Below are 19,984 nucleotides of genomic sequence, written 5' to 3' on the forward strand. Positions count from 1 at the left end.
GAGGTCTCGATTCTTCCCTCCTCCGCTCCTTCGAATCGCTCCCCGCTCCAACGAGACCCCGCGCAGACCGTATGCCCGGTTACGATCGAACCCATCATGAGCGAGCAGGTCACGATCCACGGCGAGGTGGACGCTGGTTTCGGCCCGGTCGCCGACGCGTTCCGCCGCAACTTCACCAGGCACGGGGAGATCGGTGCGGCGGTGGCGGTCTACGACGGGGATCGTCCCGTGGTGGATCTGTGGGCGGGGCATCGCGATCGCAAGCGCCGGGTGATGTGGGAGCGCGACACCATGGCCCCGGTGTGGTCCTCGACCAAGGGCATGACCGCGTTCGCGGTGGCGTCGGTGGTGTCACGGGGGCTGCTGGACTACGAGGATCCGGTGGCACTGCACTGGCCGGAATTCGCCGCGCACGGCAAGGAGTCCATCACCGTGCGGCAGCTGCTGGACCATCAGGCCGGGCTGGCGGCGCTGGATCGGCCGTTCCGGCTCACGGATATGGCCGATCTGGATCGGATGGCGGTGGTGCTGGCCGAGCAGAAACCGTTGTGGCGGCCGGGAACCCGGCACGGCTATCACCCGATCACGGCCGGGCTGTACCAGGGCGAGCTGCTGCGGCGGGTCGATCCGGAGCATCGCACGCTGGGCCGCATCTTCGCCGAGGACATTGCCGGACCGCTGGGCGCGGAGTTCTATATCGGCCTGCCGGACGAGGTTTCGCTGGATCGGGTGGCCGCGCTGTCGGCGACCGAGGGACTCGACATTCTGCGCTATGAGCGAGATCTGCCGGTGCGCATCGGCATTCAGCTCTACAGCAAGCGCGGCCTGTCCTTCCGCGCGCTGAACAGCCCGCAGGTCGGTGCGCCCGCCCGGGCCGCCCGGCGCGAATTCCTGGCGGTGGAGAGCCCGGCCGCCGGCGGTGTCGGCACCGCGCGGGCGCTGGCGCGGGTGTACGGCGCGGCGGTGGGGCGGACCGGTGAGCTGCCCATCGAGCCGAGCCTGCTGGACCGCCTGGCCTCCCCGGACACCGCCGACGACGTTCCGGCCGAGGACCTGGTGCTGCTCACCCCGAGCCGCTACCACCTGGGCTTCCGCCGGTCGTGCGGCGGCTTCCGCTTCGGCTCCGACAAGCGCGCCTACGGCACCACCGGCTACGGCGGCTCGTTCGGATTCGCCGATCCGGCAACGGGTCTGGGGTTCGGCTATGTGATGAACCGCCTGGGTATGGCGGTGCTCGACGATGTCCGTTCGCGCAATCTCCGTGAGGCCCTGCTCCGCTGTCGCTGACCGAAAGGAATAGGTCCATGCCGCCGCAACCGTGGGTGATGCCCGACGAAGGACAGCCACATCGGCGGACCTGGATGGCCTTCGGGGCCGATGAGCGGGTGTGGACGGCCGAGCTGCTCCCCCGCATTCGCGAGGATGTGGCCCGGATCGCCCGCACCGTCGCGCGATTCGAGCCGGTGTCGATGCTGGTGCGGCCGGAGGAATTCGATCTGGCCCGCGCGCTGGCGGGGCCGGAGGTGGCGCTGGTGCCCGCGGAGATGGACGATCTGTGGCTGCGCGACAGCGGCCCGGTGTTCGTCGGCGGCGAGGGCGCCATGGCAGCCGTCGATTTCAACTTCAATGCCTGGGGCGACAAGCAGGAGTATCGGGAGGACGCGCAGCTGGCCGGGCTGGTCGCCGAGCGCACCGGGGCGGAACTGCTGACGACCGAGCTGGGTGCTGGAGGGCGGCGGCATCGAGGGCGACGGCGCGGGCACCGCCATCGTCACCGAGAGCTGCATGCTCAACGACAATCGCAATCCCGGCTGGCAGCGCGAGGACGTGGAGGCGGAATTGGCTCGGCTGCTGGGGATTTCGAAGGTCATCTGACTGCCCGGCATCGCCGGTTACGACGTCACCGACGGGCACACCGATTTCTATGCGCGGTTCACGGGCCCGGGCGTGGTGGTGGCCGGTCGCGAGGACGATGTGGACTGCTACGACTACGACGTCACCCGCCGCCATCTCGCGATCCTCCAGGACTCCGCCGATGCCCGGGGGCGCCCGCTGCGGGTGGAGGTGATTCCGGGCCCGGCGCGGGTGCGCGACGAGTTCGCGGCCGGTTACATGAACTTCTATGTCTGCAACGGCGGCGTCGTGGCCCCCGAGTTCGGGGATCCGGAGGCCGACGCCTACGCCGAAGCCACACTGGCGCGGGTGTTTCCGGGCCGCCGGGTGGTGCAGATCGATATCGACGCGGTCGCCGCGGGCGGCGGCGGCATCCACTGCACGACCCAGCAGGAGCCGGCGTAGCGCGGCCCGGCCCGACCAACGTACGTGCCGTCACTCCATCAACTGGCGCGCCTTCTCGAACAGTTCGAGGGTGATGGCGTGCAGGAAGTCACCGACCTGCTTGGGCGCCTTGCCCGCACAGGCTCGGGCGTGCGTGCCCTCGAGCACGATGCCCAGCTTGAAGCAGGCCAGCACGGTATACCAGGTGACGTGGGTCAGGTCGCGGTCGGAGAACTTCGCGTAGTGGGCGATCATCTCCTCGGGTGTGGGCAGGCCGCCCACCGCGCCGAGGGAGCCGACCAGCGCCGCGCCGGTGGTGCCGGGGACCGGGCGGGTGGCAATCTGCCAGCCCAGGTCCAGCAGCGGGTCGCCGATGGTGGACATCTCCCAGTCGACCATGGCCACCACCTCGGGACCGTCGTAGGAGAACATCATGTTGGCGAGGTGGCAGTCGCCGTGCAGGATGCCGGCTTTCGGCTGGGCGGGGCGGTTGCGGTCGAGCCAGTCGCCGACCTGTGCGACGCCGGGGATCTCCGGGCCGGGGTAGCCGTCGTTGACGCTGTAGGAGTCGAGTTCCTTGAGCCAGCGCGGCACCTGGCGTTCCAGGAAGCCCTCCGGCTTGCCGTAGTCGGCCAGGCCGAGCGCCTCGTGGTCGAGCGAGCCGAGGCGGGCGATGGCCTCGACCGCGGACAGGCCCATCCGCTGGCGCACCTCGGGATCGGAGGCGTGCGGTTCGGGCAGTTCGTTCTGCGGGTTGAAGCCGACGATCGGTTCCATGAGGTAGAAGGACGCACCGAGTACGGATTCGTCGGGGCAGGCGGCGATCACCTTGGGTGCGCGGATATCGGTGTCGCCGAGGGCGCCGAGGATGCGGGATTCGCGCTGGATGACGGTGTTGCTGGCGGCCCGCAGATGCTTGGGTCCGCGTCGGAGTACGTACTCGCGGCCGCCGCGGCGGAAGCGGAGCATGATGTTCTGGGTGCCGCCGCCGAGCGGCTTCACCTCCTCGAACTCCCCGCCGGGCAAGCCCTGCTCTTCCATCCACTTTCCGACGATGGCGAAATCGACGACGTCACGATCCACTTCGACCGGCTGCGCAACAGACATGCCGCCCATTCTGCCGTAGCCGTCCACGCCAACTGAAGGCAGTCGCCAGCAGAATCCGCCACTGAAAGTTCGCGGCCGAGCGCGGGGAGCGAAGCGGAGGAGCGGAGGAGGGAAGAATCGAGACCTCAGGGCCGCGAACCCGCCCGGAGCGAAGCGGAGGGCAAATAACACAGAGCGTAATGTGCGTGGTCAAATGCGCACCCTGTTGATCGACAACTACGACTCGTTCACCTACAACCTGTATCAGCTGATCAGCGAGGTGAACGGGGTCGAACCCGTGGTCGTGCGCAATGACGAGGCGGCCTCGATCGAGGAGCTCGGGCTCGGGGAGTTCGACAATATCGTCATCTCCCCCGGGCCCGGACGGCCGGATGTCCCGCGCGATTTCGGCATCTCGGCGGCGTTGATCGCCGGAGCCGAGCTGCCGTTGCTGGGCGTGTGCCTGGGGCATCAGGGCATCGTGATCGCGGCGGGTGGGCAGGTGGTCGCCGCGCCGCAGGCCCGGCACGGGTACCCGGATCTGATCGGCCATGACGGGCGGGACCTGTTCACCGGTGTGCCGCAGGGCTTCTCGGCGGTGCGCTATCACTCGCTGTGTGGGGCGCGACCACTACCGGAGGACCTCGAAGTCACCGCGACCACGCCGGACGGAGTGATCATGGGCGTGCGGCACCGCACCCGGCCGCAGTGGGGGGTGCAGTTCCATCCCGAGTCGATTTCCAGCGAGCACGGGAAACGGTTGCTGCGCAATTTCTCCGCGCTGACGGCTGAATATCAACGGCGGGAGGGCATTTCCCGACAATCCACGCCGACAGCACCGACACGCGGCCGGATCGGAGCCGAGACTTCGAGACCGCCCACCGTCGGCGCGCCCGTCCGCTATCGGGTCGAGCAGACGGTCGTGGAGCGGGCCGTCGATGCCGAGGCGGTCTTCGACGCGCTGTATGCCCATTCCCCGCATGCCTTCTGGCTCGACAGCGAGCATGTGGAGCCGGGACTGGATCGCTTCTCGTTCCTGGGTGATGCGTCCGGGCCGCTGGCGGAGGTGGTGCGGTATCGGGTTGGCAGCGGCCGGGTCGAGATCGAGTCGGCGGCGGGACCGCGCACGGTGCCGGGCGGGGTGCTCGATTATCTATCCGCCGAGCTGCGCCGCCGGGAGATCGAATTCCCGGATGTGCCTTTCGATTTCGCCGGTGGCTATGTCGGCTATCTCGGCTACGAGATGAAGGCCGACTGCGGCGCCGAGGCGGCGCATCGCGCGGCCACACCCGACGCCCAGTGGATCTTCGCGGACCGGCTGATCGTGGTCGACCACGAGGCGGGCCGCACCCATCTGCTGGCGCTGGCCGAGCCGGATGCCGCTGCCGCCGCACAGGATTGGCTCGGCGTCACCCGGGCCGCGGTGGAAATGCTTCCGACCTGGGAGAATCCGCCGGACCTCGCACTGCGCGCCGACGAGGGCACGGTCGCGCCGTTCCTCACGCGCGGCCGGGAGCGCTATCTCGCCGATGTGGTGGCCTGCCGGGAGCAGCTGCTCGCGGGCGAGTCGTACGAGATCTGCATCACCGACAGCGCTCATCCCCCGGGCGACGCCGACGGCCTCTCCGTGTATCGCACACTGCGCCGGTGCAATCCGGCTCCCTACGCCGCCTTCCTGCGCTTCGCCGGGCTGGAGGTGGCATGTTCCTCGCCCGAGCGCTTCCTCAAGGTGGATCGCGCCCGCACGGTGGAGAGCAAGCCGATCAAGGGCACCGCTCCGCGCGGGGGCACCGCCGCCGAGGACGCCGAGCTGAAAGCCGAGCTGGCCCGCAGCCCCAAGACCCGCGCCGAGAACCTCATGATCGTGGATCTGCTCCGCAACGACCTGGGCCGGGTCTGCGAGATCGGCTCGGTGCACGTGCCCAAGCTCATGGCCGTCGAGACCTACACGACTCTGCACCAGCTGGTCTCGACCGTGCGCGGCATCCTCCGCCCGGACCTGGACGTCATCGACTGTCTCCGAGCCTGTTTCCCCGGCGGTTCCATGACCGGCGCCCCCAAACTCCGCACCCTCGAAATCATCGACTCCCTCGAAACCGAGGCCCGCGGCATCTATTCCGGCACCATCGGCTTCCTCGGCCTCGGCGGCACCGCCGACCTGAACATCGTCATCCGCACCGCGGTCCGCCACGACAATCGCTGGCGAGTCGGCGCCGGCGGCGCGGTCGTCCTCGACTCCGACCCGGCCGACGAGTACCACGAGATGGTCTGGAAGGCCGCCGCCGCGCTGCGCGCCCTCCCCGGCCTGGGCGTCCCGCCCCGCGACCGCATTCCCTCGGCCAGGTAGTCCGGCCCGCCGCCGGGGTGCTGCGATGTCACTTGCGGCGGGAGCGGCGGGACTTGCCTTCGGGCGGTTCGGGTTCCGGGTTCTGGCGGGTTCCGGTGAGGCGGCCGAGCAGGGAGACGCCGGGGAGTTTGTCGAGGCGGGTGAAGACCTCCTCGCCGAGGGCGGTGGCCGCCTCGAGGCGGGTGAGGATCTTGTCGTAGGCGACGAAGGCGGGTTCGGCCAGGGCGAGGGTGCGGTCGAGGCGGTCGATGGTGGAGTTGAGGCGTTCGACGGCGATGGTGAGGCTCTGGATCAGGTCGGGCAGCTGGGCGGCGAGCTGGATGGAGGCGGGCGGAAGGCGGACGGCGGTGTCGAAGGCGGTCGACGCGGTCACCTGGGCGGAATCCAGGGCCTGACCGGCCGCGCTCTGGGCGGCTTCGACCGCGGCCTGGGCCGCCGCCAGGATGTCCCCGGCGGTGGGAACGCGCGAGGTCGAGGGTTTGGCGGGCCGACGGTCGCTCCCCTTGGGGTTGGTCATGCCTCTACTGTGCCGCACGATTTTCAGATTGGCCCGCAGGGCCGGGCATGCGGTTTTGTCGGAGGGTCGTGGCATAGTTCGACGACGATGAAACTGACCATGGGTGGCCATACGACGGTCCCGACATCGCTTCTGACGGTTGTGCTTTCGTGGCGGTCTGAGCATGCGGTCCGGGCGCAGGCCGTGCTGGTGGCCGAGCACGGGCGGGCCCGGTCGGATCGGGATTTCGTCTGGTTCGACGCGCCCCGGCACGTCTCGCAGGCGGTGACGCTGGATCGCGAGCCCGCGCCGGGGACGGGACGGCTGTCGGTCTCGCTCCCGCGCACCGGGCCGGAGGTGGCGGGGATCGTGGTCATCGGTTCGGTGCCAGGCGGTTTCGCCGATGTCGCGGGCCTGCGGCTGACCGTGTTCGACCACGACCACCCGGTCGCCTGGTACGACGTGGACACGCCGGACCCGGTCCCGGCCCTGGTGCTGGGTGAATTCACCCGCGCCGCGCAGGGCTGGGAGTTCCGGGCGCTGGCCGACGCCGGGGTCAGCCTGGCGGGGCTGGTACGCGAGTTCGGGGTGCGGATCGATCCCGCACACGGCTTCGAGCCCGAGCCGCGCCGCACGCCGCCGCCCCCGGATCCCGAACGGGCGGAATGGCATCCGGATCCCCGCGATCCGGCCCGCCTGCGCTGGTGGGACGGCACGACGTGGACGGCGTCGGCACGCCCGGCCCCGCCGCAGGATTCCCGCCACTGCCCGCGCTGCGGTGCGCCGCGCCGCCGCCTGTTCGGCGCGGCGCTGTTCGGTGCCACGACGCTGTGCCGCGAATGCGCCACCGAGACAGCCGAATACCTGCGCACCTGGCGTCCCCGCGCCGAGCGCGCCCTGCGTGGCCTCTCCCCGCACGATGACTGGGAGACGCTCTGGGCCGCGTTGCGCTTCCAGCGCGTCGACCGCGCCGCCGCCCTGGATCTGCTGCGCCCGCTCGCCCTCGATCAGCTGGAACGCCTGGTGGCCTTCACCTTCGCCGACGGCGTGGTGGACGAGTCCGACGTGGACGACTTCGAGGACACCGTCGCGGAGCTGTCCCTGTCGGGCCCGGTCATCGAGGACCTGCGCCGCCGCCTGCACCGCGGCCGCCTGCTCACCCGCCTGCGGTCCGGCGAGCTGCCGCAGCAGCCCACGACGGGCCTGCACCTGGATCCCGACGAGCGGGTCCACCTGAATCTCCCCGCCGTGCACATCCGGCAGCTGGCCCGCGGCCCCAAGCGCACCCAGGGCCGTCTGATCGTCAGCAACCGCAAGCTGCGCTTCACCGGCGCGGACACCGGCACCGAAATGCCGTGGGCCCGAGTGGTTTCGGTGACCGCCGCCGATGGTCTGGTCGAGGTGTCGGCCACTTCCTCGCGCGGCGGCGCGATCCTCGAGGTCGCCGATCCCGACTTCGTGGCCGCCGCCATGGAGGGCGCGCTGCGCATCGCCAAGCGCCTGGCCCTCACCCCGGGCCGCCGCGACACCCGCTCCATCCCACCGGATGTCAAGACCGTGGTCTGGCAGCGCGACGGCGGCAAATGCGTCGAATGCGGCGACAGCCACTACCTGGAGTTCGACCACATCATCCCGATCAGCCGCGGCGGCGCGACCAGCCCCGCCAACCTGCAGATCCTCTGCCGCGCCTGCAACCGCACCAAGGGCGCGCACATCTGACCCCGCGAAGCCGCGCATTCAACCCCATCGACGCGCGGGGCACGGGCGAATGTGGGGAATCCGACGCCATGCGATGAATCATGTTGAGCGGCACACGGTGTGGCTCTAGCGTCCGAGGAAGGCCGGTCGAGGAAGGGGATCCGACATGCAGGTGGCGGTTGTGGGCGGTACCGGGACGCTGGGGGCGCCGGTGGTGCGGGATCTGGTGGCGCGCGGGCATACGGTGCGGGTGCTGAGCCGGTCCGCGCCCGCCGAGCCGGTGCCGGGGACCACGCATCACGCGGTGGATCTGGTCACCGGTGCGGGGATGGACGAGGCGCTGGAGGGTGTGTACGCCGTGGTGGACGCGGCCTCCCATCGCGGGCTGCGCAGCGCGCGGGTGATGGTCGAGGGTGTGCGGACCCTGCTGGCCGCCGAGCAGCGTGCCCGGGTCGGCCACCATGTGGAGATCTCGATCGTCGGCTGTGAGCAGGTGCCGTTCAGCTACTACCGCACCAAGGTCGCCCAGGAGCGGGTGGTCACCCAGGGTCCAGTGCCGTGGACCCTGTTGCGCGCCACGCAGTTCCACGAGCTCATCGACGAAATGGCCGGCGCGGCAGCGAAGTTCCGTGTCGCGCCGCGCACCGGCATGCGGTTCCAGCCGGTCGACGTGGTCGCGGTGGCGGGCCGGCTGGCCGACGCGGTAGAGGCGGGCCCATCCGGCCGGGTCCGCGATCTGGGCGGTCCGGTCGTGCAGACCCTCGGCGAACTGGCCGAGCTCCGCCGCCGCGCTCTCGGCCAGGCACTGCTGCCGCTGCCGGTGCCGCCGGTGGGCCGGATCGTGCGACGGTTGCGCGACGCTGCGCTGTGCCTCGACGCCGATGGCGAGATCGTGTCGTACGACTATGCCGAGTGGCTGCGCCGGCGGTATTCGAAGCCGGTGAGCTGACGCCCACCGACGACCTGCCCGCGCGTCAGCGCCTCACGCGCAGCACGGTTGGTTCGGCGCAGAACTGGCCGGTGGCCTGATCCAGGGTGAGCCCGGTGCGGTTCAGCCCGCCGCTGTCGATCACCGTGCACTCGCTGCCGCCGACGCGCCCGGTGCCATCGTCGAGGAGCCGGACCTCGGCGGTGACCAGGGGTTGCAGCTTCTCGGCGTCGAAGGTCCAGAATTCGATGTTCCAGAGTTCGTAGCTGTCGCGCGCGGTGACCACGGTGTAGCCGGCCTCGGAGGTGTCGATGCCGATGCCCGCGAGTTCGCCCGCGCGCTGGAACTGCCCGTCGCCGGCCGCGTGGTAGATGACGTAGCGAGTATTGGCGCTGGCCAGCATGATCGGGATGATCAGTTCGTCGCGGCCGTCGTTGTCGAGGTCGCGCAGCCGTGGCTCGGTGGTGCCGACGGCCTGTTCGGTGAGGGTCTGCAGCTGTGCACCGACGGGGTCCAGCACGGTGATGGCGACCGACCCCTGCTGTCCCGTACCGCGGTGCCGCACTTCGAAGGTCAGCCCGGCGGCGTCGTGGGATTGCAGGTAGCAGTCGGGAGGCGTGGCGGCGGAGGCGATGTCGCCGCAGGGCGGGAGGGCGGATACGGGGGTGACCGGACCGGGGACTACGTGATCGCTGGTGTGCGGAGAGAGATTGCCGGCCATGGGTGCGGTGGCGGGGTGTTGTGCGCACGCGGTCAGCGTGAGTGTGGCGGCAGCCAGGACGCCGGCCACGAGATTCCTCCCCATGGAAGCGAGGATAGCGACGAATGTGCAGCAATCGGACCAAGCGAGGCCGACCACACACATATATCCGACATCATGTGCACAACTGCGCACATATAGGCTTATAGTGGCTGTGTGCTCGACGTACTCCGCCATCCTCAGTTCCGCAAGCTGTTCACCGCCCAGGTCGTCGCCCTGGTCGGCACCGGACTGCTCACCGTCGCCCTGGGCCTGCTGGCCTACGAGGTGGCCGGGGGGCAGGCGGGCGCGGTGCTGGGCACCGCCCTGGCCATCAAGATGGTGGCGTATGTGGCCGTCGCGCCGGTGATCTCGGCGCTCACCCTGCGGCTGCCCCGGCGGCTGGTGCTGGTGTCGGCGGACGCGGTGCGCGCGGGGATCGCGCTCATGCTGCCGTTCGTCACGCACACTTGGCAGATCTATGTGCTGATCGCGGTGCTGCAGTCGGCCTCGGCCACCTTCACTCCGGCGTTCCAGTCGCTGATCCCCTCGATCCTGGTCGACGAGGAGGACTACACCCGCGGGCTGTCGCTGTCGCGGCTGGCCTACGACATGGAGTCGCTGCTGAGCCCGGTACTCGCGGCCGCGCTGCTGACGGTCATCAGCTATCACTCGCTGTTCGTGGGCACCGCGGCCGGTTTCGTGGCCTCGGCGCTGCTGGTGGTGACCACTCGGCTCCCCCGGCTCGCCGCGCCCGAGCGGTCCGCCCCGCTAATGCGGCGGATCACCGAGGGCGCCCGGATCATGATGAACCGGCCGGTGCTGCGCGGGCTGCTGGCCATGAACATGGTGGTGGCCGCGGCCACCGCGCTGGTGATCGTGAATACCGTTGTGTACGTGCGGGATCAGCTGGGCGGTTCCAATACCGCGGTGGCATTGGCGCTGGGCTGCTTCGGATTCGGCTCCATGGCGGTGGCGCTGTCGACCCCGCGATTGCTGACGCGGGTGCCGGATCGCCGGTTCATGATGACCGGCTGTGTCCTGCTGCCGCTGGGCCTGATCGCGGCGTCGCTGCCGACTCTGCTCCCTCGGGGGGCCGGTGCGCTCGTGCTGGCGGTGACCTGGGTGCTGCTGGGCGCGGGTACCTCGATGATCAACACTCCGTCCGCCCGCCTGCTGCGCGCCCAGTCCGAACCCGACACCCGCACAGCAGTTTTCACCGCACAGTTCTCCCTCTCGCACGCGTGCTTCCTGGTGACCTACCCGGTCGCGGGCAAGCTGGGCGCGCTGGCCGGCCTGCCGATCACCGCGATCGCGCTGGCCGCCGTCGCTACACTGGCAGCTACAACGGCGGCCCGCGCCTGGCCCGCACACGTGCCGGCGGGCCCCGAGGTGGTGGCGGCAGGAAGGTGAACTGGTGAGCGAGGAGACCGAACCGGCACCCGCCGCACCCAGCCTCATCCACCCGGTCCATCCGGATCAGCCCCACCTGGACGTGGCCACCTCCACCTTCCGCATGCTGTCGGATCCGACCCGCCTGCACATCCTCTGGATCCTCGCCTCCGACGAGGCCGATGTCACCGCCCTCACCGAGGCCTGCGGCGCCTCCCGCACCGCGGTCAGCCAGCACCTGGCCAAACTCCGCTTCAGCGGCCTGGTCGACACCCGCCGCGAGGGCCGCCGCATCATCTACCGCATCCGCGACGGCCACCTGGCCCGCCTGGTCCGCGAGGGCTTGAACCATGCCGATCACATCGTGACCGGCGAACCCTCCCACGAATAGCGAGCATTTTCCGGGACTCGGCTCCTGGTCAGTGGGACGTGGTATCGCCGAGTGCCCGCATGCGCCGTGACGATATGCCTATTCGAAATATCTCGAGACGAATAGTGAGAGGTCGCGCATGCATCCCGAGCAGGGCAGCCCATTCGATGTGATCATCATCGGTGCCGGATTCGCCGGACTCTACGGCGTCCACCAGGCGGCGAAGGCCGGATTGAACGTGCTCGGCCTGGAGGCGGGCGAGGGTGTCGGCGGCACCTGGTTCTGGAACCGCTACCCGGGTGCGCGCTGCGACGTGGAGAGCGTCGACTACTCCTACTCGTTCGACGAGGACCTGCAGCAGAGCTGGACCTGGACCGAGCGTTTCGCCGCCCAGCCGGAGATCCTCGCCTACATCAACCACGTGGCGGACCGCTTCGAGCTGAAACAGCGCTATCGGTTCGGTCAGCGCGTCGTCGGCGCCCGCTTCGACGACGAGGCCGCCGTCTGGACGCTGCGCACCGAGGCCGGCGACGAATTCCGCTCGCAGTTCGTGGTTTTCGCCACCGGCTGCCTGTCCGCGCCGATCAAGCCGAACATCCCCGGCATCGAAACCTTCGCGGGCGAGGAGCTTTTCACCGCGCAGTGGCCGGAGCAGGGCGTGTCCTTCGAGGGCAAGCGGGTCGGCGTCATCGGCACCGGCTCCTCGGGCATCCAGGTCGCGCCGATCATCGCGCGAGAGGCGGAGGCGCTCACCGTCTTCCAGCGTTCGGCCAACTTCAGTGTCCCGGTGCCCAACCGGCCGTGGACCGACGAGGAGCAGGGCGAGATCCGCGCCACCTACCGGCAGCGGCGCGAGAACTCCTACTACGCACCGGCAGCCACCCCGCACCGCTCGCTGGAGATCAAGGCCCGGGACCTGACCGCCGAGGAGCGCGAGCAGGCGATGCAGGACCGCTGGGCCGGCGGCGGCGTGCTGTTCAACAAGGTCTTCCCCGATCAGAACAGCGATCTGGCCGCCAATGAGCTGGTACGCGAGTTCGCGGTCGCCAAGATCCGCGCCAAGGTGGACAACCAGGCGGTGGCCGACGACCTCATCCCCTACGACCACCCCATCGGCACCAAGCGCATCTGCACCGACTCCGGCTACTACGAGATGTTCAACCGGCCGAACGTGTCGCTGGTGAACCTGCGCCGCGAGGCCATCGAGGAGGTCACCCCGACCGGCATCCGCACCGCCGACAAGTTCATCGAACTCGACGCCCTGGTCTACGCAACGGGTTTCGACGCCATGACCGGTGCGCTGCTGCGCATCGACATGCACGGCGCGCAGGATGCCCGCCTCGGTGACCTGTGGGCCGATGGGCCGGTCACCTACCTGGGCTTCGGCATCCCCGGTTTCCCGAACATGTTCAGCATCAACAGTGTCGGCACCCCGTCGGTGATGGCGAACATGGTGCTGCACTCCGAGCAGCAGCTGGACTGGGTGCTGGCGCTGGTGGAGCACTGCCGCGCCAACGGGATCCGCAAGGCCGAGGCTCGCGCGGAGGCGGCGGTCAAGTGGACCGATCACCTGCTCGAGGTCGCCGAGGGCACGCTGTTCGTGAAGGCCAACTCCTGGTACATGGGCGCGAACATCGAGGGCAAGAAGCGCGTATTCATGCCCTATATCGGCGGTTTCGGCAACTACCGCCGCTACTGCGACGACGAGCGCGACAACGGGTACCCGAACTTCGAGCTCACCGCCTAGTCAGCCTGGACCCGGCGAAACCGGCTCGCTTCCTCTTGGCGGCGAGCCGGTTTCGTCGTCGACGGGTCAGGCGGGCAGGCCCAGACCGGCAGCCAGGACGGGCCACGACCGCTTCAGCGCGTCCTGCCAGTACCCCCACGAGTGGGTGCCGGTGGGCGTGAAGTCGTAGGTGGCCGGAATGCCGAGGCCGTCGAGCCTGGCCTTCAGATTGTGGCTGCAGAAGTCGGTGGCGGCCTCGATCCCGCCGCCGATGGTCAACTGCTGGAGCCAGCCGTCTGCGCCCGGCAGGGTGTGCGGGCCGCCGGGCGCGTCCCACCGGCCCGGCAGCCCGGAACCACTGGAGATGAACAGATTCAGGCCGCGCAGCTGGTCGGCGTGCACATAGGGATCGTTGACGGCCCACTCGCGATCCCCCTCGGGGCCGTACATGTTCGCGCTGTTCCCGCCGCCCTTCGTGACCACGTCATTGGCGAAGTGATATCCGATGGGGTCACTGATCTGGGCACAGCCGCTGTAGACCGCAACCGACCGATACAACCCGGGCGCGGCGATGGCCAGCTGCAACGCCGAGGTGCCCGCCATCGACAGACCCGCGATCGCGTTGCGCCCGTTGGCATTCAGCTCCCCGTCGACGAGCGGTGGCAGTTCCTCGGTCAGGAAGGTCTTCCACTTGTTCACGCCCAGAGCGGGATCCGGGGCCCGCCAATCGGTGTAGTAGGTGAAATCCCCGCCGATCGGCTGCACCACATCGACGTTCTTCTCGGCCAGAAAGTCCAGCACATCGGTCTGCGTCTGCCAGGTCACGGCGTCGGCGGCGCCCGCGCCACCGAGCAAGTACAGCACCGGGGCGGGCTGGGAGGTGCCGGACGGACGGTGCACATCGACCTGAATGCTCTTGTCCATGGCGGCCGAATAGACCTGCAGAGTCACGAGACGGGTGTCGGTGGTCATGCTGGAGACGATGCGCGAGCCGTCGGCGGAAGTGCCGGTGTAGGTCACCGGGGTGTCCGGTTGGGCGGAGGCCGTGCCCGCGGCCATCGACACCAGAATGGTTGCGGTCAAGGCCGATACCGCGCTGCCCAAGGTAATTGTGGAACGCACGCTGTCTCCTCCGGCAGGTTCCCGGTTGTCACGAGTCAGCACTTCAGCGTGCCGAGCGGCTTCGGAAAATGCTGGCCCGGAATTGAACTGACTCCGAGAGTACGTTTCCGGCCGTAGGGTCAGGGCGCGATTCCCACCCTCGTTACCGCACTCATACACAAGACGAAACCGGCTCGCTTCCCCTGAAGGCGTGCCGGTTTCGTCGTTCACCGGTCAGGCCGGCAGGCCCAGACCGGTAGCCAGGACGGACCACGACTTCTTCAGCGCGTCCTGCCAGTACCCCCACGAGTGGGTGCCGGTGGGCGTGAAGTCGTAGGTGGCCGGAATGCCGAGGCCGTCGAGCTTGGCCTTCAGGTTGTGGGTGCAGTAGTTGGTGGCGGCCTCGAGCGTGCCACCCAGGGCCACCTGGTTCGCCCAGCCGCCCGCGCCGGGCAGGGTGTGCGGGCCGCCGAGGGCGTCCCACTGGCCCGGCAGGCCGGAACCGCTGGAAATGAACAGGTTCAGGCCGCGTAGCTGGTCGGCGTGCACGTAGGGATCGTTGGCGGCCCACATGGGATCACCCTGCGGGCCGTACATGTTCGCGCTGTCGCCACCGCCCGCGGCGACCACGGTATTGACGAAGTTGTAGCCGAGCGGGTCGCTGATCTGGGCGCAGCCGCTGTAGGCGGCCACCGACTGGTAGAGGCCGGGCGCGGCGATGGGCAGCTGCAGCACCGAGGTGCCCGCCATGGACAGACCGGCAATGGCATTGCGGCCGTTGGTGTTCAGCGCCCGGTCGATCAGCGGCGGCAGTTCCTCGGTGAGGAACGTCTTCCACTTGTTCACGCCCAGAACGGGATCCGGCGCGCGCCAGTCGGTGTAGTAGCTGAATCCGCCACCGATCGGCTGCACCACGTTGACGTTCTTGTCGGACAGGAAGTTCAGGGCGTCGGTCTGCTTCTGCCAGGTGGCGGAGTCGGTGCCGCCGCCCGCGCCGTTGAGCAGGTACAGCACCGGGGTGGGCGCCGAGGTGTCGGCGGCGCGCTGCACATCGACCTCGATGTTCTTGTCCATGGCCGCCGAATAGACCTGCAGCGTCAGGGTGCGCGCGTCGGTGGCCTTGCTGGAGGCGATGCGGGAGCCGTCGGCGGAGGTGCCCGCGGAGGCCGGCGAGGTCCCCGGGTCGACAGAGGCGGCGCCCGCGGCCACCGGTAGCAGAACGGTTGCGGTCAATGCCAATACCGCGCTGCCCCAGATCTTCGTTGAACGCACGCTTTCTCCTTCGGCAGTTTTCTCTGGCGTTACGAGTCTTTTATTCAGCTGTCACGAATCAGCCCCCCACGTTGCACACGGGCGCTTAGCAATTGCTGACTCGATGCTGAGCTGCGCCTGAGAGGGTGGCGAGACCGCCGGTCGAAGGCGGAAATCGGTTCGGGTGAACTCGCTCACGGCCGCAGCCGACCGGGATCTGCACCACTGACGGGGGGCGGTCAGTGCCTTGTCGGTCATGGTCAGTGCACTGTCGGTGAGCTGTCAGCGCGGGTCGGCATCGTCATGGACACACACGAGCAGCCATCACCGAAAGGCACCGCAATGTCCGAGAACGCGCACATCGATTCCGCCCTGACCGATTTCGTCGCGGCCACCGCCGCCGAGTACGGGATGCCCGGCATCGCCGTCGGCGTCTGGGTCGACGGGCGGGAGATCCACGCCAATGTCGGTGTGACCAGCACCGAGAACCCGGTGCCGATTACCGAGCACACGATCTTCGCGATCGGCTCGACCAGCAAGACCTTCACCACCACCGCCCTGATGCAGCTGGTCGCGGCGGGCCGGGTCGATCTCGACGCGCCGGTGCGCACCTATGTGCCCGAGCTGGAGCTGATCGACGAGAAGTCCGCGGCGACGATCACCGTGCGGCAGTTGCTCAACCACACCGCCGGGCTGGATTGGAACGTCATCAACAACACCGGCGACGGCGCGGACGGGCTGGCCGCCTTCGTGGCCACGCTGGCCGAACTGCCGCTGATCGGCGCGCCCGGCGAGCGGGCATCCTACAGCCAGGCGGGCTTCAACCTGCTGGGCCGCGTCATCGAGAAGGTGACCGGGGAGTCGTTCGAAAAGATCGTCGCCGACACGGTTCTGGAGCCGGTGGGGCTGGCCGAGAGCTTCTACTTCCAGGGCGATGTCATGACCCGCCGCTTCGCCGCCGGCCACGAGCGGCAGCAGGACGGTGAGCTCGAGGTGTCGCGGGCCTGGAAGGGCAGTCGCGCCAACAACCCCGGCGGCGGGCTCGGCTCCACGGTGTCGGATCTGTTGCGCTGGGGCCGATTCCACCTCGGTGACGGCCGCACCGAGAGCGGCGCGACGGTGTTGCCGGCCGAGCTGATGCACCGGATGCAGCAGCCGACCGTCGAGCTGCGGGCCAGCACCCTCGCCGACGCCTTCGGCCTGTGCTGGATGCTGCGCGATGTGGACGGGGTCCGCACGGTCGGCCACGACGGTTCCGGCTTCGGCCAGTTCGCCAATTTCCAGCTGGTTCCCGAACGCAATTTCGCGGTGGTCGTGCTCTCCAACGCCAGCCCCGACGGCATCCCCGCCAACCAGGCCATCGTCCGCTGGGCTCTCGAGCACTACCTGGGCGTCGTCGACAAGGACCCCGAGCCGGCCCCCTTCGACGCCGAGCGCGCCCCGGAACTGTTCGGCGTCTACGACATCGACGCCATGACCATGACCTGCTACGCCGACGGCGACCAGCTCTACCTCGACTGCAGGGTCAAGCCCGAGATCCGCGCCGCCGCCGGCGCCGAGATCCCCCAGGACCACCCGCCCTTCCCGTTCGGCCTCCTGCCCGGCGGCGATGAATACGTCGTCACCGACGGGTCTTTCCGGGGCCAGCGCGGCTACTTCACCCGCAACACCGACGGCGACATCATCGCCATCGACCTGGCGGGCCGCGTCTTCACCCGAGTCTCCTGACGCCTCTGAATGCTCCCGACACCTTCGAACGAGAGGGCGCCCCCGATACCGGGCGGGCGTCCTCTCATCGGTGTGTCGAGAGGCGACGGACGCTGCTGGTCGTCGAGTGCGGCTCTGCTCAAATCTGCGCAGGGCGGGCACCACGCCGCCGGGGCCGCATCTGGTGCAGGCGATACCAGGCCAGCGCGAGGAAGATCACCGCCAGACCGCCGACGACTCCCATATCGAGCAGCCAGGCGCCGATGGTGTGTTTCCACAGCGGGTCGGGCCCACCATTGTGCGGCGAGAGGGTGTCGAGGTCGAGACTGGCCGCGGCCGCGCCGTAGCCCCAACGGGACGGCGACAGGTAGGACAGCTGTTGCAGAACGGGCGTGCCGGGAAGCCGCACCAGCCCGCCGGTGAGCACCAGTTGCGCCATCGACAGCACGATCAACAGCGGCAGCGTCTTTTCCGAGGTGTTCACCGAGGCCGACACCAGCAGGCCCAGCGCCAGCGACGCGATGCCCAGGATCGCCATCGCCAAGATCAACTCCAGCTGGACCGAGGTGAATATCCCTTTCGGCGGGAAACTCTCACCGATAGTGCCGATCAAGAACAACACCGCTGCCTGAAGGACCGTGATCACGCCCAGGACCAGCAGTTTCGACATCAAATAGACTCCCGCCGACAGTCCTGCCGCGCGTTCTCTGCGGTAGATCGTCTGTTCCTTGACGATCTCGCGAATCGCGTTGCCGGTGCCGACGAAGCATGCACCGAATATCAGGATCATGAGCTTGGTCCCGGCATCGGTGTTGGTTCCCGGCGCCCCGGTGAACCCCTCGCCCGACGGCACCGCAGCGATCAAACCGCCCAGCAGCAGCGGCATCGCGCCGAGCAACGCCAGATAACTGCGGTCCGAGGCGATCACCGCCAGATACCGCCGGCACAGTGTGCTGAGCTGGCTGAGCTTGGACTGCGGCGCGGGCGGCGGCGCCGGTGTGTGCACTTCCGCCGGTCCGACATCATTGGTCAGCCCGACAGCGACGTAGTTCTCGAAGCGCGGGGAGTCCCGGAACTCACCAGCCCAGTCGCGGTCCTCCTCCCGGTCGAATGCCTGGAACACCTCGGCCCAGGTGCGCTGCCCGAACTCCTGCAACCCCTCTGCGGGCGGTCCGTAATAGGCCAGCTTGCCGCCGGGCACCAGCACCAGGAGGCGGTCACAGGAATCGAGATTCGCCACACTGTGGGTCACGACGATGACGGTCCGCCCGTCGTGGGCGAGTTCGGACAGCATTTCCATGACCGTCTTGTCCAGGCCGGGATCCAGGCCGGAGGTCGGTTCGTCGAGGAACAGCAGGGACGGTTTGGTCAGCAATTCCAATGCGACGCTCACCCGTTTGCGCTGCCCGCCGGAGAGCCGGTCGATGCGGGTGTCGGCATGCCGCGACAAGCCGAGTTCGTCGAGGACTTCGTCGACTCGCTGCTCGCGCTCCTCGCTGCGTGTGTCACCGGGGAAGCGCAGCTCGGCCGCGTAGAGCAGGGCGCGTCGCGTCTGGAGCTGGTTGTGCAGGATGTCCTCCTGCGGAACCAACCCGATCCGGTGTCTCAGCTCGTCGTAATCGGTGTACAGGTCGCGTCCGTCGTAGCGGACGGTTCCCTCGGTCGCGGGCTGTAGCCCGGTGACCGCACCCAACAGCGTCGACTTGCCCGCTCCGCTGGGTCCGATGACCCCGACGAGCGAGCGCTGCGCGATGGGGAAGCTCACCTCGTCGAGCAGCACTTTGCCTTCCGGTGTCCGCACGATGAGGTTCTGTACCGAGACCGAGATGTCACCGGTGTCGACGGACTCGCGCAGTTCGTTGCCGACCAGCCGGTAGGTGGTGTGTCCCATGCCGATCAAGTCGGATTCGGACAGGTCCGCGGCATCGATCCGATGGCCGTTGACGTAGGTGCCGTTGTGGCTGTCGAGGTCGACGACTCGATACCTGCCTTCGGCGATCACCTGCAGTTCGGCGTGATGGCGAGAGACCATGAGGTCGGGCACCACGATGTCGTTGTCGGTGGCGCGCCCGATCCGCAGCGTGCCCGAGACGATCCGTACTGCCGCGGTGGGGCGGGCGGCCGGAAACGACGACCGCGACACTCGCCGGGGCAGTCCCGGCTCGAACTTGGTGACCGTGGCTTCATCTTCCAAGTCATAGCCAGGATTCGGGACGACCATCGTGTCCTCACCGATATCGGCATCGGGCTCGGAGCTGGGTGATGTTTCCAGCGAGCAGGACAACTGCGCACCGTCTTTGGCATGCCCTAGCTGGAAGGTCTCGTCGTGGTCTATCAGCATCCGCTCGACGCGGCGACCGTCGAAAAAGGTGCCGTTCAGGCTGTGCGCGTCCTCGATTTCCCAACCGTGCGATCCCCGCTCCAGCACGGCATGCACGGCCGAAACACGCGGATCGGTGACAACAATGTCGGCGGCCGGATCGCGGCCGATGTTGTATGCACCCCCGGCACGTAGTCGATAGACGTGTTCTCGGGTCTGAACCACAAGAACCGGTGATTCGGAGAATTCGGTGGAGGACCGCTCATCCGCCATAACGGGAGTATACGACCGCGCTTAACTGTCGCGGCGATAATCGGCCACAACCATCCTCTCGTAATGTCCACTTTGCCCAGTTCGGCACCCTGGGCGCACCCGCCTGACCAGCACAAATCCTGCCTGACGAGCGGATACATGATCCCATTCGATCTCGCGGAATCCACAGCGAAGCCGCTCAGCGGCCACATGACCGAGCCTGGACGAAGAATGCCGATGGGATTTGAAATATCTAATCCGACAGAACCTGACACAAGATCGACACCGAATATT

At 68.5% G+C, this 19,984-nt stretch carries 14 protein-coding genes and 1 pseudogene; 9 read left to right on the forward strand and 6 right to left on the reverse strand.

Annotation, left to right across the window (positions count from 1 at the left end; genetic code table 11):
* Positions 1 to 96 precede the first annotated feature (96 nt).
* Both ACIRRA_RS13080 and ACIRRA_RS13085 read left to right on the forward strand, forming a co-directional pair.
* Positions 97 to 1,287 carry a serine hydrolase domain-containing protein gene (locus ACIRRA_RS13080; RefSeq protein WP_402766863.1) on the forward strand — a complete coding sequence of 397 codons (1,191 nt, stop codon included), beginning with the start codon at positions 97 to 99 and terminating at the stop codon, positions 1,285 to 1,287.
* 32 nt (positions 1,288 to 1,319) lie between these two features.
* Positions 1,320 to 2,298 (forward strand): annotated as a pseudogene (locus ACIRRA_RS13085) (agmatine/peptidylarginine deiminase); the annotation flags it as partial.
* Between the two features lie 30 nt (positions 2,299 to 2,328).
* On the opposite strand, the gene ACIRRA_RS13090 reads toward ACIRRA_RS13085, so the two are convergent.
* Positions 2,329 to 3,393, reverse strand: coding sequence for a phosphotransferase family protein (locus ACIRRA_RS13090; protein WP_402767176.1), 1,065 nt, complete (start codon positions 3,391 to 3,393; stop codon positions 2,329 to 2,331).
* 184 nt (positions 3,394 to 3,577) lie between these two features.
* On the opposite strand from ACIRRA_RS13090, the gene pabB reads away from it, so the two are divergent.
* Positions 3,578 to 5,710: an aminodeoxychorismate synthase component I gene (gene pabB, locus ACIRRA_RS13095; RefSeq protein WP_402766866.1), complete on the forward strand. Its 2,133-nt coding sequence runs from the start codon at positions 3,578 to 3,580 to the stop codon at positions 5,708 to 5,710.
* Positions 5,711 to 5,738: 28 nt separating this feature from the next.
* Here the strand turns inward: pabB and ACIRRA_RS13100 are convergent, their stop codons facing one another.
* On the reverse strand, positions 5,739 to 6,227 hold the full coding sequence (locus ACIRRA_RS13100) for a hypothetical protein (RefSeq protein ID WP_402766869.1): 489 nt from the start codon (positions 6,225 to 6,227) through the stop codon (positions 5,739 to 5,741).
* A gap of 87 nt (positions 6,228 to 6,314) precedes the next feature.
* On the opposite strand from ACIRRA_RS13100, the gene ACIRRA_RS13105 reads away from it, so the two are divergent.
* Together ACIRRA_RS13105 and ACIRRA_RS13110 are read left to right on the forward strand one after the other, a co-directional pair.
* Entirely contained in the window at positions 6,315 to 7,925 is a 1,611-nt protein-coding gene (locus tag ACIRRA_RS13105) for an HNH endonuclease (protein ID WP_402766872.1), read from the forward strand.
* Between the two features lie 145 nt (positions 7,926 to 8,070).
* Entirely contained in the window at positions 8,071 to 8,853 is a 783-nt protein-coding gene (locus ACIRRA_RS13110) for an SDR family oxidoreductase (protein WP_402766875.1), read from the forward strand.
* A gap of 25 nt (positions 8,854 to 8,878) precedes the next feature.
* Here the strand turns inward: ACIRRA_RS13110 and ACIRRA_RS13115 are convergent, their stop codons facing one another.
* Positions 8,879 to 9,637: a hypothetical protein gene (locus ACIRRA_RS13115; RefSeq protein WP_402766878.1), complete on the reverse strand. Its 759-nt coding sequence runs from the start codon at positions 9,635 to 9,637 to the stop codon at positions 8,879 to 8,881.
* Between the two features lie 111 nt (positions 9,638 to 9,748).
* On the opposite strand from ACIRRA_RS13115, the gene ACIRRA_RS13120 reads away from it, so the two are divergent.
* The 3 genes from ACIRRA_RS13120 to ACIRRA_RS13130 all read left to right on the forward strand — a co-directional run bounded on the left by ACIRRA_RS13120 (position 9,749) and on the right by ACIRRA_RS13130 (position 13,080).
* Positions 9,749 to 10,984 carry an MFS transporter gene (locus tag ACIRRA_RS13120; protein WP_402766880.1) on the forward strand — a complete coding sequence of 412 codons (1,236 nt, stop codon included), beginning with the start codon at positions 9,749 to 9,751 and terminating at the stop codon, positions 10,982 to 10,984.
* Between the two features lie 4 nt (positions 10,985 to 10,988).
* Positions 10,989 to 11,354 carry an ArsR/SmtB family transcription factor gene (locus ACIRRA_RS13125; protein ID WP_402766883.1) on the forward strand — a complete coding sequence of 122 codons (366 nt, stop codon included), beginning with the start codon at positions 10,989 to 10,991 and terminating at the stop codon, positions 11,352 to 11,354.
* Between the two features lie 118 nt (positions 11,355 to 11,472).
* Complete coding sequence (locus ACIRRA_RS13130) at positions 11,473 to 13,080, forward strand: flavin-containing monooxygenase (protein ID WP_402766886.1); 1,608 nt, start codon at positions 11,473 to 11,475, stop codon at positions 13,078 to 13,080.
* Positions 13,081 to 13,146: 66 nt separating this feature from the next.
* On the opposite strand, the gene ACIRRA_RS13135 is transcribed toward ACIRRA_RS13130, so the two are convergent.
* Together ACIRRA_RS13135 and ACIRRA_RS13140 are read right to left on the reverse strand one after the other, a co-directional pair.
* A complete protein-coding gene (locus tag ACIRRA_RS13135; RefSeq protein ID WP_402767178.1) occupies positions 13,147 to 14,118 on the reverse strand; it encodes an alpha/beta hydrolase in 972 nt (323 codons plus the stop codon).
* A 276-nt stretch (positions 14,119 to 14,394) separates the two neighbouring features.
* Positions 14,395 to 15,432, reverse strand: a complete 1,038-nt coding sequence (locus ACIRRA_RS13140) for an alpha/beta hydrolase (RefSeq protein WP_402766889.1) — start codon at positions 15,430 to 15,432, stop codon at positions 14,395 to 14,397.
* 321 nt (positions 15,433 to 15,753) lie between these two features.
* Between ACIRRA_RS13140 and ACIRRA_RS13145 the strand changes: the two genes are divergently transcribed.
* Positions 15,754 to 17,139, forward strand: coding sequence for a serine hydrolase domain-containing protein (locus tag ACIRRA_RS13145; RefSeq protein WP_402766892.1), 1,386 nt, complete (start codon positions 15,754 to 15,756; stop codon positions 17,137 to 17,139).
* A gap of 118 nt (positions 17,140 to 17,257) precedes the next feature.
* On the opposite strand, the gene ACIRRA_RS13150 is transcribed toward ACIRRA_RS13145, so the two are convergent.
* On the reverse strand, positions 17,258 to 19,711 hold the full coding sequence (locus ACIRRA_RS13150; RefSeq protein ID WP_402766895.1) for an FHA domain-containing protein: 2,454 nt from the start codon (positions 19,709 to 19,711) through the stop codon (positions 17,258 to 17,260).
* Positions 19,712 to 19,984 lie beyond the last annotated feature (273 nt).

The organism is Nocardia sp. NPDC101769, assembly GCF_044766925.1.
Classification (GTDB): Bacteria; Actinomycetota; Actinomycetes; order Mycobacteriales; family Mycobacteriaceae; genus Nocardia.